Below are 13,019 nucleotides of genomic sequence, written 5' to 3'. Positions count from 1 at the left end.
GAACGCCCCGGACAACAAATCAGGCCCGGTGCTGATCTCAGCACCGGGCCTGATTTGTCATCTCTCTGTCGGGGTGGCGGGTTTGAACCCACGACCTCTTCGTCCCGAATTAGGCCCTGGGGGATCGTCGACCTGCGGCTCACGTCAAAGGTGCAGATCAGGGCGTTGCTGTGCGTTGGCGTGCATCGGTACTTCGAGGCCTCAAGGGCGGGATCATCTCCAGGATTTCTCCGGAGGTGGCGAGAGTGAGGCTATGCCGTTGGCTTCCCGCGTGGAGGCGCTCTTCGTCTTTGATCCAGGCCCTGCGGTCACGTGGGATCGGCCCCAAACGTCTTCCGCAGCAGTGCGCGGTCGCACCGTAGTGTGTGCCGCCGGCCGCGGGCATTCGTGACGGCCGGTCTGATGGTCAGTCGATCGGGTCGTATGCGGTGTGCGCCCAACCGCTCAGCCTGGCACATCGGTTGCGGGGTGCTGGCCGCCCTGTCCACAACAAGCTACATAGAGTGACGCGCGGTCACATGCCTTGTGTGGCTGCGGTGCACTGTCGGCGCCCATGGTATGTCCGGTCGCTGCCGCCCTTCCTGACGAAGCGAGGCGTTCGTGATCCCATATGCGGGCAAGCAGTCCGGGCCGCGGGGCGGTCCGGTACCGGACCGGAGCAGGCCCGGGCCAGACCCGGGCATCTTGCGGCTGGTCATGGGGGCCCTGGCCATGCTGGTCGTGCTGGCGGGACTGTCCCTGCCGGCCGTGGCTGCGGCTCCGGCGCGGGTGGCCACCCCTACCCCGAACGCCTACGTCGTCAATCATGGCCGCCATCCCGTACGACCTGCGGCACGCCTGCGTGTCCTTCTGGCTCCGGTCCGGGGTCAGCCTCGCTGAGACGGCTCGCCGCGCGGGACAGAGCGTCGCGGTTCTCCAGCGCTACTGCGCCAAGGTGCCCGACGGGGAAGAGGCGAGGATGAACGCGCTGATCGAACAGGGGTTGGCAGAGCACGAGAGCGACGCCGAGGGGCCGTGAATCCTGGCCGCAGGTTGGCCGCACGTGCTGGTCAGAGGTGGGAAACCGGCGAATCAGGCTGAGACACGGTCACGCAGATGGGGTGCCGCTCCGGAAAGTGGCACCCCATCTGACCTGCAAGCTTCTGACCTGCAACGCGGTGGGTGTGGGATTTGAACCCACGGTGACTCGCGCCACGACGGTTTTCAAGACCGTTCCCTTAGGCCGCTCGGGCAACCCACCCCGCGCTCGCCCACCAGGGGCGGAGCAGGTACAGCCTAGCGCCTGACGACCTTGGGCACGGGGACCGGCCGAAGGACGGCCCCGGACGACGGCCGGGCACCGGGCGGACCGCCCGGTGCCCTACTCCCGCCGAGGCGGAGTCCGTTCTGCGTCCGCTCGTCTTCGTCCCGGAACAGCACGCCGCTCCGGGACGAAGACCTGCCGGTCGAGCAGATCAGTGGCGGGGAGCCAGGATCTGGGACAGGACGTCGTGGACGTAGGTGTTGGCGTGCTTGCCGGTGAACTGGTTCGCGAGCGGGCCCGCGGCCGTCACGGGGACGTCGACGCTGGTGTGGCCGGACGTCGTCCAGTCGATCGTGAAGGTGCGGTCGCTGCCGTGGATCGTGAACGGACCGTCCTCGACGGAGATGCCGCTGCCGGACTCGTCGGCCGCGTCGTTCTCCTCGACCGACAGACCGCCGGTCTCGTGGTCACCGGTGACGACGATGAGGGTGTCCGGGTGCGTCGCCTGGTAGGAGCGGGCGACGGCGACGGCCTTCTCCAGCTGCTGCATCGACTGCAGGACACGCGCGCCGTTGTTGCTGTGCGCGAACTCGTCGGTGCCCTCCTCCTCGACCATGAGGAAGAAGCCCTTCTTGTTCTTGTCCAGCGTGTTCAGCGCCTTGCTGGTCATCGTGGCGAGGTCGACGACCGGGCTGTACACGTCGCCCTGGCCCTCGGGGCGCTGCTGGAACATCTCCTCGTTGCTGAAGAGGCCGAGCAGCTTGCCGCCCTTGGCCTTGTCCAGCCCATTGGCGCTGTTGACGTACGTGTAGCCGGAGCGCTGGGCCTTGGCGATCAGGTTGCCCTTGGTGCCGCGGCTGCCCTCGCTGGTGTCCTCGGCCGGCTTGTCGGGGTAGGCGCCCGCGTTGTCGGCCGGCAGCCACCAGTCCTCGCCGCCGCCCAGGATCACGTCCGGCTTGCTGACCTCGAGGTACTGACGCGCGATCTCGTCCTGCTTGCCGCGGTCGGCGGTGTTGGAGAAGAAGGCCGCAGGCGACGCGTCGGTGACCTGAGCCGTGGTCACGAGGCCGGTGGCCTTGCCCGCGGCCTTGGCCTGCGCCCCGAGCGTGGGAAGCGGGTTGCCGTCGGGGTCGACGCTGATGGCGCCGTTGTAGGTCTTCTCGCCCGTGGCCCACGCGGTGGCGGCGGCCGCGGAGTCCGTGACGATGGCCTTGGGGTCGTCCGGCGTCGTCGTCAGCTGGCCGGAGACGGGAAGACGATCCATCGTCAGCTGGCCCTGCAGGCCGGCGAGGTGCAGTCGCGCCGCCTCACGGAAGGCCGCACCCATGCCGTCACCATTGATGAAAATGACGTTCTTCGCGGCGGGGGCCTTCGCCTTCGCCGTGCTCTGCGGAGCACTGGCGGACGCACCCAGCGTGGGGTTGAGCACCATGGTCACCACCACCGCGGCCGATGCCGCTGCGGCGGGCGCCCCCCAACGCATACCGCGCACGTTCTTGCTCACAAAACCCTCCCATGGACGTGGCAAAACACTCCTTTTGCAATCTAGGGAGCAACAATCGGTTTATGCCTAACCGCAAGTGACGCCTGGGCGAACAGTGCACGCGTGGGGTAATCGATCTCTCAGGGGAGACCCACGCCGAGGTCCGGTACGGCATTGCCGCAGGGGAGGGCTGTGGGCAGCGGCGCGCTCGCGTCCACAACGGCCCGTGCAATGAGGCGAATCGACGTCGGGTGATCGGGCGTCGGTACGTGCGGGGAGGATTCGCGCCCTTCCGCATGTCGTCCTGCGGGCATACGGAGGCGGGGCCGACGGCCGCCGCGGCGCCGGGCAGAGTTCGCCCGTCCAAGACGCCCGGACCAGCACAGAGGGGCCGCCGAACGCATCGGCGGCCCCTCTTGTCTGCTCTCTGTTCACACCCCGCGGGCCGTGCACGACCGGTCCCACGCGGCCCGTCGGGATCAGCTGTCGCCGGCCCGGGAGCCCAGGGTGAGTTCCACCGTGTGGGGCTTGCCGCCCCGCTGGTAGGTGATCGTGACCTTGTCCCCGGGCTTGTGGGTCCAGATCTCGCCGATCAGCGTGGGACCGCTGTCGATCACCCTGTCGTCGAGCTTCGTGATCACATCACCGGGCTGGAGGCCCGCCTTGGCCGCGGGACCGCCCGACTCGACCGCGGAGGAACCGCCCGCACCCTGGTCGGTGATCTTCGCCCCGCCCGTGGCCTCGTCCAGCGACACCGTGGCACCGATCTTCGCGTAGACCGGCTTGCCCGTCTTGATCAGCTGCTGGGCGACGTACTTCGCCTGGTTGATCGGGATCGCGAAGCCCAGACCGATCGAACCGGACTGCCCGCCGCTGCCGAGACCGCCACCGCTCGACGACTGGATCGCGGAGTTGATTCCGATGACCGCGCCCTGGGAGTCCAGGAGAGGGCCACCGGAGTTGCCGGGGTTGATCGAGGCGTCCGTCTGCAGGGCGCTCATGTACGACGACTTGCTGGAGGAGCTCCCGTCGCTGGAGGCCACCGGACGGTTCGTCGCGCTGATGATGCCCGTGGTCACGGTGTTCGAAAGACCGAACGGTGCACCGATCGCGATCGTCGAGTCCCCGACCGCCACCTTGTCCGAATCGCCGAGCGCGAGCGGCTTGAGGTCCGACGGGGCGTTCTTGAGCTTGATGACGGCGACGTCGTAGCCCTGTGCGTGCCCGATGATCTCCGCGTCGTACTTCTTGCCGTTCGGGAACGTCGCCGTGAGCTTGCCGCCGTCGACCGCGTCGGCGACGACGTGGTTGTTGGTGACGATGTGGCCCTGGGTGTCGAAGACGAAGCCCGTGCCCGTGCCGCCCTGGCCGTTGCTGCTCTCGGCCTCGATGGTCACCGTGCTCGGCAGTGCCTTGGCGGCCACGCTCGCGACCGAGCCGTTGTCGCGCTTGACGTCGCCGCCACTGGTGGCCGCGGAGACGGTGGTGGAGCCGCCGGAGTCGCCGTTCCTCGCGAGTTGGTAGCCGATGCCGCCGCCGACACCGCCCGCGACCAGCGCGGCCACGAGGACCGCGGCGATCAGACCGCCGCGGCCGTTCTTCGGCTTCGGGGCGGGCTGCTGGTACGAGGCGCCCCAGACGTCGCCCGCACCGCCGCCACCCGCGTACGCCGGGGTGACCGGCGGAGGCGGCGGCCATCCCGCCGCTGCGGCCGACGGCGCTCCGGGCTGCCCCGGAGGCACCGGCGGAAGCTGAGTGGTGGGCGCGCCCTCGTGCTGCGGCGGTCCGTATGCCGGGCCCCCGGCGGGCGGGATGCTCCCCGCGTCCGGTGCCGGGCCGCCCGCGATCGGCGGGTGTCCTTCGTGGGCCCCTCCCGACGCGGAAGCGGGAGCATCCACCGGCACAGGGGGTGCAGACGGGGCCGGGGGGACCGCAGTGCCCTCGTTCTCGGTGCTCACAGCTCTTCTCCTCGTTCCACGGCTGTCCTTCTCGGTCGCACTCGGCCACGCTCGCTCACCCTGCGCGGCGCCGGGCGCGTTTCAGCTGTGCCTGTCCTGTTGTACGCCGTCAAGCTTTTCCCACCGGGCGTCAGGGCACCATAAACCGTGGCTGTGGGTCCGCGACCTCTCTTTATACCGGGACCTGTCCGAACAAAAATCTGCATACCCGACACCTCGCCGACGCCGTCACGTCGCCTTCCGACCACACACGCTCCTCGCGACGGTGACACCATGACGCGGTGACCCACGCACGACAGCACCTGGTCCAGGTCGTCGCCCACCGAGGAGCCTCCGAAGAGGCCCCCGAGCACACCCTGGCCGCGTACAAGAAGGCGATCGAGGACGGCGCGGACGCCCTCGAGTGCGACGTCCGGATGACCGCCGACGGCCACCTGGTCTGCGTTCACGACCGCCGTGTCAACCGTACGTCCAACGGCCGCGGCGCGGTCTCCGCACTGGAGCTCTCCGACCTCGCCGCCCTGGACTTCGGCTCCTGGAAGAGCAGGGACGAAGAGCCCGACTGGGAGCGACGGCCGCAGGACCCGGGCGACACCTCCGTCCTCACCCTGGAGCGTCTGCTCGAGCTCGTCGCCGACGCCGGGCGCCCCATAGACCTGGCGATCGAGACGAAGCATCCGACGCGCTGGGCGGGCCAGGTCGAGGAGCGGCTGCTACAACTCCTGAAGCGGTTCGGTCTGGACGCCCCGCAGTCGCCGGCCGAGTCGAGGGTGCGGGTCATGAGCTTCTCCGCGCGCTCGCTGCACCGGGTGCGGTCCGCCTCCCCCACGCTGCCGACGGTCTACCTTCTGCAGTTCCTGTCCCTGCGGCTGCGCGACGGACGACTGCCGGTGGGTGTCCGGATCGCGGGCCCCTCGATGCGGATCGTGCGCAGCCACCCCGCGTACATCCAGCGTCTGAAGCAGGCCGGGCACCAGGTGCACGTGTGGACCGTGAACGAGCCCGAGGACGTCGATCTCTGCCTCGAGCTGGGCGTGGACGCCATCATCACCAACCGCCCGCGCGCCGTGCTGCAACAGCTGGGCCGCTGAGCGGCGCCTTTCAGGCCACGATCGACGGCACTTTCGCAAGGGGCGGGATCCAGCCACGCGCATACGGGGAGTGCACCGGCGCGTTCGGACTGTGTTCGACCGTTATGAGTGCGTCAGCACACATACACGGCCGGTTTCCGGTCCGGCCCGTCGGGGCATCCACTCGGTGGCGTGGGGCGAAGGAGGTCTCGGGGGTGGCGTTGGTGGTGGCACAGGAGGTGCCCACGTCGTCGAGCATGGCCGTACCCCATGGTCCTGCGGGCGTGGGGGAGGCGAGGCACCGTATGCGGGATCATCTGCGTACCGGCGGTGTCTCGGAAACGGTCATCGACGATGCCGTACTTATCCTTTCGGAATTGCTCAGCAATGCCTGTCGGCACGGCAGGCCGCTCGGCGGCAGCCTGGCAGGGGACGGGGACGTGCGCGTCGCATGGCGCGTCGACGCCTCGGGACGCCTCACCGTCGAGGTGACGGACGGCGGGGGTCCGACCCGTCCGGTTCCCGCGACTCCGTCGGTCACCGCGCACGGCGGCCGCGGACTGAACATCATCACTGCACTGGCCAAGGACTGGGGCGTCCGGGACGACGTCCGCGGCGAGGTCACGGTCTGGGTCGTGGTCCAGGACGACGTCTGCTCGGCCCGTCGGCGCGAGGACTTCGCTACGCGCGTCACCGCGCCCTCCGTGTCGCAGATACCCGGGCTGGACTTCGCGGACGCGTTCGACGAACTGGACTGAGACCCGGCCACCGGGACGAGGCGGCCGGCCGATCGGGGGCGCCGGGCCGCGACCGGAACGATCCGGGCCGCCCCGCACGCGACACGCGGACCGACGTCCGAGCGGAGATCCACCGCGGGACGCGCCGGACGCGGCGGCCGTCCCCCAACGCTCCCTTCCCGGACCAAGGCTCAACGCTCCCTTCCCGGACCAGGGCTCTTGGCGTCGCGCGGACCTCATGGGCCGACGCCGTGAGGGCGCGTTCGCACACTCCCCGTCCTGCCCGGCACACCCCCCTTCGGGGACGACTCGGTGCGTTGTCCACAGGATCCCGTCGCCCGTGGTCGGAGGGGCTAGGCTCGCGCCCGTACGAAACGAGCCGTAACCGGGAGACATCCACGATGGCCAAGAAGCGACCCCAGACCAAGGCCGAGCGCCCGGAGCTCACGGATGCCGAGATCGCGGTCGTCGGCGCCCGCGAGCCCTGTCCCTGCGGGAGCGGCCGCCGCTACAAGGCCTGCCACGGCCGGGCCGCCGCGCACGCGGTGACCGAGCTGGTGCACCGTCCGTTCGAGGGACTTGCCGGCGAGTGCGACTGGATCGCGCTGCGCGAGCTGGTGCCCGCGGCGACCGTCGAGCTCCATCTCAGGGAGGGTCTGCCCGAGGACGTCCCGTCCGTCGTGCTCGCCACGGTCCTTCCGATGGCCTGGCCGGCGCTGCGCCGGGACGACGGCACGGTCCTGCTCGGCCTGCAGAACGACACGGCGTCGGGCGACATCAGCCGGGACCTCGCGGACACCCTCGAGCGCGCCCTGGTGGCCGAGCCCGGCACCCCGGTGCAGGGGCGTCGCCCGTCGGCCGGCGGACCGCGGCTGCAGGACCTGCTGGACCCGGAGGGCCCCTTCGAGCCCGTCGTGCACAGCGGCTTCGAGTTCTGGGTCCCGGACGCGCAGAACACGACGCCCGAGGTGGCCGCCTCCCTGGAGCGGGCCAACGAGGCCGCCATCCCCACCGTGAAGCTCGCCGGCGTGGACGCCGCGTACTGGTGCGAGACCCCCGACAAGAACCACCTCCGGTGGGTCATGCCGCACGCCGAGGAGCAGCTTCTGGACGCTCTCGCGCGGCTGCACGCGGCCGGGCAGTCGAGCCTCGGCGAGGGCACGCGCCTGGTCGGCTCCTTCCGCGCGCACGGGCTCACGGTGCCGGTCTGGGACCTGCCGACCGCGATGGGCGCCGAGGACATCGAGAAGCCCGCCGCCGAGTTCGCCGAGCGACTCGCGGCCGCCCTCTCCTCCAAGGAACCGCTCACCGCCGACGAGCGCCGGGCACGCGGCGGGCTGACCAATCGACAGGTGACGCTCAGCTGAGGCGAGGCGTTCGCCACATCGAACGGTCGGCCCGTCCGGACCTCGCTGCGGGTGACCCCTGTCACAAGTCCCCACGGCGACAGGCAAATCCGTGTCCGAATAGCCGAGATCGAATTTGCGAACAGCCGATCTCTTGTTACCGTTCCAGTAGCCCGGTTGCTGGTGCATCCCCCGTCGCCAGCAACCGGGTCTTTCCATGTCCGGATCCGGGACGCCGCCGACATCGGCCTCAACTGCCGTACGGAACCGCCGAGTTACAGACCGTGCGCGCCGACGTCACTGCCGGAGCGCAGCAGCAGCGGTCCCTCTCCGTCGCCCGCGGCGAACTCCGCGACCGCCGAGTACGCCACCGCTTCGCCGGCCAGGGGCCGCCGCGGTGTCTCGCAGCTCTCCGGGTCGTCGCCCGCCGCCACCACGCAGTGCATCTGGACACTGCGGCCGTCCGGCCCCATGAAGCTGAGGACGGAACTCAGTTCCTCGCCCGTGGCATTGCGGTAGTACGTGCGCGCCCAGGCCTCCCGGCCCTGTGTCATGACACAGGTCTGCGCCTCGATCCCGTCCACGGAGGAGAGTTGGGGACCGCAGCGGGCGGCGGTGGTGAGACCGAGGCCCGGCTGCGGGGATTGGACGGACGCCGGACGCTTCTCCTCCTCGTGTCCGGGGATGCGGATCGCGCCGCGATCCCCCTCGCCGACCGACCCCGCTGACGCCACGGCGAGCGGAAGCGCGACCACGACCGCGACCGCGCCCATGAGGGCGAGCAACCGGACCCTGCCGGCGTCGGACCGCTCACGGACCCACGAGCCCGTCCCCCGTGCCCGCCTCCCGTGTCCACCAGGGCGAATCAGCATGGGCCGAAGATATCGACGGATCATGGGCGCCCGGTCCGCCGCGCGCCCGACACCCCTACAACTCGGGCGCGCTCACACCCGTACGAGTGAGGGCTTCCACAACGGTGTCCACGACCGCCTCCACGTCCGGGACCCAGGGCGAGGCGGAGCCGGGCAGCGGCGCCCGCTCCCAGCGGATCTCCCCGTGACCGGTCTCGGAGGGGGGCAGCGCCAGATAGCCGCCCTCACCGTGGAAGCGCAGCGATCCGGGGACGAAGTCCTGTGCGTAGAGCAGCTCGCCCAGCTGCTCCATGGAGTAGGGCGCCACCAGGATCGCCCAGCGGTGCGGCGCCGCGACGACCGGGCCGAGGCGGATGCCCTTCCGGTCGAGCGCGGCGAGGGCACGCGAGGCCGCGAGGGCGGGCAGGCTCACGGCGCAGGGCGCCCGGCCGCCGGTGGCCAGCACAATGGGTGCGGAGGGCCGGTTGCCCCACCACCAGCGCACCATGCGCTCGTCGGTGGTGGCCGCGAGCAGCCCGGGGTCGAAGGGGTGCGCTCCTGGCACTGTGCACTCGGGGTCCGGGCATCCGCAGCGGGCCCGCCCCTGCGGGTCCGGTGCCACACCCGGGAGAACCGGCCACTGCCATTCGGTCGCGAAGGTCAGGGCCGCGCTGATCGGCTCAGGCCTGCCGTCGTTCCGCCTGGACAGGAGCCTGCGTCGCCTTCCGAGGATCTCGCGCATGAGCGCTCGTTCCTTTCCGTTGCACGCCTGGCAACACCGAGGTCCACATCACACCATGTGTCGATCACTTCACTGTGCGTACCTACTGGCGCATCACTCCCTTGCCCTGGACAAGGGGAGCCCCTATGGGCCGAGCCCTGGCTGCGTCCGCGTCCCACCGTGCCCGTCACAAGGATGGGTATGGCGCGGGGTGGCGGCACCTGGCGATTTGCCGTCCCGCTCTTACTCGCCGCCTCCGCCAGGGGAGGATGGGGCTTGGTCGTCGGTGGCTAAGACGCCCGGGTCCGGCGCCAGGTTCCGGGCGGCCCCCAACCACCCCTGGCCTTCACCGAGTACGTACCCATCACGACCGCTGTGACGCTCTGTCGAACAAGGCCAGTCGACCGCAATAACGGGATACCCGAGGCAGTTTTGAGCCAACTTTATTGTTCCTCAACAGAGTAGGAAGGCCTCGCGGACACCAGGAATCCCAGCAGGACAATGCTGGACATCTACTCACAAGTGCGTGTACATGTGGAGACACCGCTAGCGGCGCAGATTGACATGGGGGTTTGCGATGCTATCGAGCAATTTGCACCGGTTCGAAAGCCGGTCACCATGAACGCACCTCACCCTGCGAAAGTGGCCGGAATCGATTCAACGGTTCCGGCCCCCGCACACACTGTCGCGCAGCCGTCGGCCACCGTGGGCGTCCCACCGGACACCCCGGACGTCCCCGTCGACACGGGTGCCGTCCTCCAGGACCGCCTCGCCGGCTGGGTGTCCGATCTCACGACGCTGCACGAACTCACCGAGCGCCTGGCCCGCACCAACACGCTCGCCGACGCGCTGCAGGAGCTGCTGCGGGCCGGAGCCGCGCTGGTGGGCGCCCGGCGCGGTCTCGTCGTGCTGGAGCCGCGCGACGGCCTGGGACCGGACACCACCATCGGCCTGGGCCTGGCCCGTGCCGACCTCGGGCACATCGAGACCGTGCCGCGCAGCTCCATGTCGTACGGCAGGATCCTGGACGGACTGCCGGGCGGCGAGCGTGAGATCGCGCAGCCGGACCTGTTCTCCGAGGACGGGCTCGACCCCCGTCATCGCGAGGTGGCCGCCCGGCTCGGGTACGCCGCCAGCTATGCGCTCCCCCTGTCCGGCGAGGCGGCCGGCCGGCTCGGCGCCGCGGTCTGGTTCTACGACGAGCCGGCCGAGCCGGTGGAGCGCCAGCGCCACCTCGTCGGCCTCTACGTCCGCTACGCCGCCGAACACCTGGCACGGATGGTCGAGATCGAGCGCACACGCGTGTGCACGGCGACGATCGTCGACGAACTGCTCCCCGCACGGCTGCCGCGGGTCGCCGGCGTCCAGCTCGCCGCCCGGCGCCACACCGGTCCGCGCGGGGGCGGCGACTGGTACGACGCGCTGGTGCTGCCCGAGGCGGCGCTCGGTCTCGCGGTCGGCTCGGTCACCGGTTCGGGACCGAGCGCGGTGGCCGCGTCGGGCCGGCTGCGCGCCTCACTGCGCGCGTACGCGGTGATGGAGGGCGAGGATCCGGTGGCGGTCCTGTCGGACCTCGAACTGCTGCTGAGACTCACCGAGCCCGCCCGCTCGGCCACCGCCCTGTTCGCGTACTGCGAACCCGCGCTGCGCAAGCTCACCCTCGCCGGGGCCGGGCACAGCCCGCCCCTGGTGGTCGGACCGCGCCGCACGGAGTTCGTGGAGACCTCGCTGTCGGCGCCCCTCGGGATGCTGGCCTGCTGGGAGGCGCCGAGCATCGAGGTGACGGCCGAGCCGGGCGAGACCGTGCTGCTCTACACCGACGGACTGCTGCACCGCACCGGCGACCCCATGGACCGTGCCTTCGCCCGGCTGCACGCGGCGGCCGCGAGCGTGCCGCGGCCGGTGCGGACGGACCCGGGGGCGATCGCCGACCACGTCCTGCGGTCGGTGCTCCCGGACGGCCTCGACCAGGCGGACAGCGCGGAGGACGTGGTGCTGCTGGCCGCGCGCTTCGAGTGAGAACACGGCTGCCTTCGGTAACAGGCCTTCCCGCCCGGTGCCCCCTTCAGTGCGACCGTACGATGGATGAGGCCCAGTGCCGTATCCAAGGAGGATGACCGTGGCGGACGAGCTCACCCCGGAGACCCCGGAAGAGACCGAAGAGCCGATCAAGCAGCGCAAGAACGGCCTGTACCCGGGCGTGTCCGACGAGCTCGCCGAGAGCATGAAGTCCGGCTGGGCCGACACCGAGCTGCACGACCTGCGGCCGATCGCCCAGGCCGCCGAGACGGCCGCCCGCCGTGCCGCGCTCTCCGCACGTTTCCCGGGCGAGCGCCTGGTGATCCCCGCGGGCAATCTGAAGACCCGCTCGAACGACACGGACTACGCCTTCCGCGCCTCCGTCGAGTACGCGTACCTCAGCGGCAACCAGACCGAGGACGGCGTCCTCGTCCTGGAGCCGACCGCCGACGGCCACACCGCGACGCTCTATCTGCTCCCCCGCTCCGACCGAGAGAACGGCGAGTTCTGGCTGTCCGGCCAGGGCGAGCTCTGGGTCGGCCGCCGCCACTCCCTCGCCGAGGCCGAGCAGCTCCACGGCATCCCGGCGTCGGACGTGCGGAAGCTGCCGGAGAAGCTGAAGGACGCGACCGGCCCGGTCCGGCTGGTCCGCGGCTTCGACGCCGGCATCGAGTCCGCGCTGCACGACAAGGTGACCGCCGAGCGCGACGAGGAGCTGCGCGTCTTCCTCTCGGAGATGCGGCTGGTCAAGGACGACTTCGAGATCGGCGAACTGCAGAAGGCCGTCGACTCGACCACGCGGGGCTTCGAGGACGTCGTGAAGGTCCTCGACAAGGCGGAGGCCACCTCCGAGCGCTACATCGAGGGCACGTTCTTCCTCCGCGCCAGGGTGGAGGGCAACGACATCGGCTACGGCTCCATCTGCGCGGCGGGCCCGCACGCCTGCACGCTGCACTGGGTGCGCAACGACGGCCCGGTCCGCTCCGGCGACCTGCTCCTGCTGGACGCGGGCGTGGAGACGCACACCTACTACACCGCCGACGTGACCCGCACGCTGCCGGTGAACGGCACGTACAGCGAGATCCAGAAGAAGATCTACGACGCCGTGTACGAGGCCCAGGAGGCCGGCATCGCGGCGGTGAAGCCGGGCGCCAAGTACCGCGACTTCCACGACGCCGCGCAGCGGGTGCTGACCGAGAAGCTGGTCGAGTGGGGTCTCGTCGAGGGCCCGGTGGAGCGTGTCCTGGAACTCGGTCTGCAGCGCCGCTGGACCCTGCACGGCACGGGCCACATGCTCGGCATGGACGTCCACGACTGCGCCGCCGCGCGTGTGGAGACGTATGTGGACGGCACGCTGGAGGCCGGCATGGTGCTCACGGTCGAGCCCGGCCTGTACTTCCAGGCGGACGACCTGACCGTCCCGCAGGAGTACCGGGGCATCGGAGTCCGCATCGAGGACGACATCCTCGTCACCCGGGACGGCAACCGGAACCTCTCGGCGGGCCTGCCCCGGCGCTCCGACGAGGTCGAGGCGTGGATGGCCGCGCTGAAGGGCTGATACGGCAGCCGATGGCCGGGTACCGAAGGGAGG

At 70.5% G+C, this 13,019-nt stretch carries 10 protein-coding genes and 1 tRNA gene; 6 read left to right on the top strand and 5 right to left on the bottom strand.

The window, feature by feature from the left end; all coding sequences use genetic code 11:
• Positions 1-805: 805 nt before the first annotated feature.
• Positions 806-1,018: a hypothetical protein gene (locus RCR19_RS18880; protein ID WP_331266219.1), complete on the top strand. Its 213-nt coding sequence runs from the start codon at positions 806-808 to the stop codon at positions 1,016-1,018.
• 137 nt (positions 1,019-1,155) lie between these two features.
• Here RCR19_RS18880 and RCR19_RS18875 read toward each other — a convergent pair.
• From RCR19_RS18875 to RCR19_RS18865, 3 genes are all read right to left on the bottom strand, one after another.
• Positions 1,156-1,240: transfer RNA gene (locus RCR19_RS18875), tRNA-Ser, on the bottom strand.
• Between the two features lie 214 nt (positions 1,241-1,454).
• Positions 1,455-2,747 carry an alkaline phosphatase gene (locus RCR19_RS18870; RefSeq protein ID WP_331266218.1) on the bottom strand — a complete coding sequence of 431 codons (1,293 nt, stop codon included), beginning with the start codon at positions 2,745-2,747 and terminating at the stop codon, positions 1,455-1,457.
• A gap of 458 nt (positions 2,748-3,205) precedes the next feature.
• Positions 3,206-4,684, bottom strand: coding sequence for a trypsin-like peptidase domain-containing protein (locus tag RCR19_RS18865; RefSeq protein ID WP_331266217.1), 1,479 nt, complete (start codon positions 4,682-4,684; stop codon positions 3,206-3,208).
• 281 nt (positions 4,685-4,965) lie between these two features.
• Between RCR19_RS18865 and RCR19_RS18860 the strand changes: the two genes are divergently transcribed.
• From RCR19_RS18860 to RCR19_RS18850, 3 genes are all read left to right on the top strand, one after another.
• A complete protein-coding gene (locus RCR19_RS18860; protein ID WP_331266216.1) occupies positions 4,966-5,775 on the top strand; it encodes a glycerophosphodiester phosphodiesterase in 810 nt (269 codons plus the stop codon).
• A gap of 104 nt (positions 5,776-5,879) precedes the next feature.
• Positions 5,880-6,512 carry an ATP-binding protein gene (locus tag RCR19_RS18855; RefSeq protein ID WP_059127339.1) on the top strand — a complete coding sequence of 211 codons (633 nt, stop codon included), beginning with the start codon at positions 5,880-5,882 and terminating at the stop codon, positions 6,510-6,512.
• Positions 6,513-6,892: 380 nt separating this feature from the next.
• Entirely contained in the window at positions 6,893-7,858 is a 966-nt protein-coding gene (locus tag RCR19_RS18850; RefSeq protein ID WP_331266215.1) for a DUF5926 family protein, read from the top strand.
• A gap of 254 nt (positions 7,859-8,112) precedes the next feature.
• Here RCR19_RS18850 and RCR19_RS18845 read toward each other — a convergent pair whose 3' ends face one another.
• Positions 8,113-8,610 carry a hypothetical protein gene (locus RCR19_RS18845; protein ID WP_331269483.1) on the bottom strand — a complete coding sequence of 166 codons (498 nt, stop codon included), beginning with the start codon at positions 8,608-8,610 and terminating at the stop codon, positions 8,113-8,115.
• A gap of 154 nt (positions 8,611-8,764) precedes the next feature.
• The gene (locus RCR19_RS18840; protein WP_331266214.1) at positions 8,765-9,430 is read right to left on the bottom strand and encodes a bifunctional DNA primase/polymerase; all 666 of its coding nucleotides are present in this window, start codon (positions 9,428-9,430) and stop codon (positions 8,765-8,767) included.
• Positions 9,431-9,910: 480 nt separating this feature from the next.
• On the opposite strand from RCR19_RS18840, the gene RCR19_RS18835 reads away from it, so the two are divergent.
• Both RCR19_RS18835 and RCR19_RS18830 read left to right on the top strand, forming a co-directional pair.
• Positions 9,911-11,428: a PP2C family protein-serine/threonine phosphatase gene (locus RCR19_RS18835; protein ID WP_331266213.1), complete on the top strand. Its 1,518-nt coding sequence runs from the start codon at positions 9,911-9,913 to the stop codon at positions 11,426-11,428.
• Between the two features lie 100 nt (positions 11,429-11,528).
• Complete coding sequence (locus tag RCR19_RS18830) at positions 11,529-12,986, top strand: aminopeptidase P family protein (RefSeq protein ID WP_331266212.1); 1,458 nt, start codon at positions 11,529-11,531, stop codon at positions 12,984-12,986.
• Positions 12,987-13,019 lie beyond the last annotated feature (33 nt).

Source organism: Streptomyces sp. WAC07094 (assembly GCF_036320405.1).
Classification (GTDB): Bacteria; Actinomycetota; Actinomycetes; order Streptomycetales; family Streptomycetaceae; genus Streptomyces; species Streptomyces lannensis.
Note: the sequence above shows the minus strand (reverse complement) of the source record. Positions and strands in the feature narration are given on the sequence as shown.

Coding starts and splice junctions, on each gene's coding strand:
- RCR19_RS18840 (WP_331266214.1), bottom strand. CDS start 9,430: ATGCGCGAGATCCTCGGAAGGCGACGCAGGCTCCTGTCCAGGCGGAAC.
- RCR19_RS18855 (WP_059127339.1), top strand. CDS start 5,880: ATGAGTGCGTCAGCACACATACACGGCCGGTTTCCGGTCCGGCCCGTC.
- RCR19_RS18880 (WP_331266219.1), top strand. CDS start 806: ATGGCCGCCATCCCGTACGACCTGCGGCACGCCTGCGTGTCCTTCTGG.
- RCR19_RS18850 (WP_331266215.1), top strand. CDS start 6,893: ATGGCCAAGAAGCGACCCCAGACCAAGGCCGAGCGCCCGGAGCTCACG.
- RCR19_RS18845 (WP_331269483.1), bottom strand. CDS start 8,610: ATGGGCGCGGTCGCGGTCGTGGTCGCGCTTCCGCTCGCCGTGGCGTCA.
- RCR19_RS18835 (WP_331266213.1), top strand. CDS start 9,911: ATGCTGGACATCTACTCACAAGTGCGTGTACATGTGGAGACACCGCTA.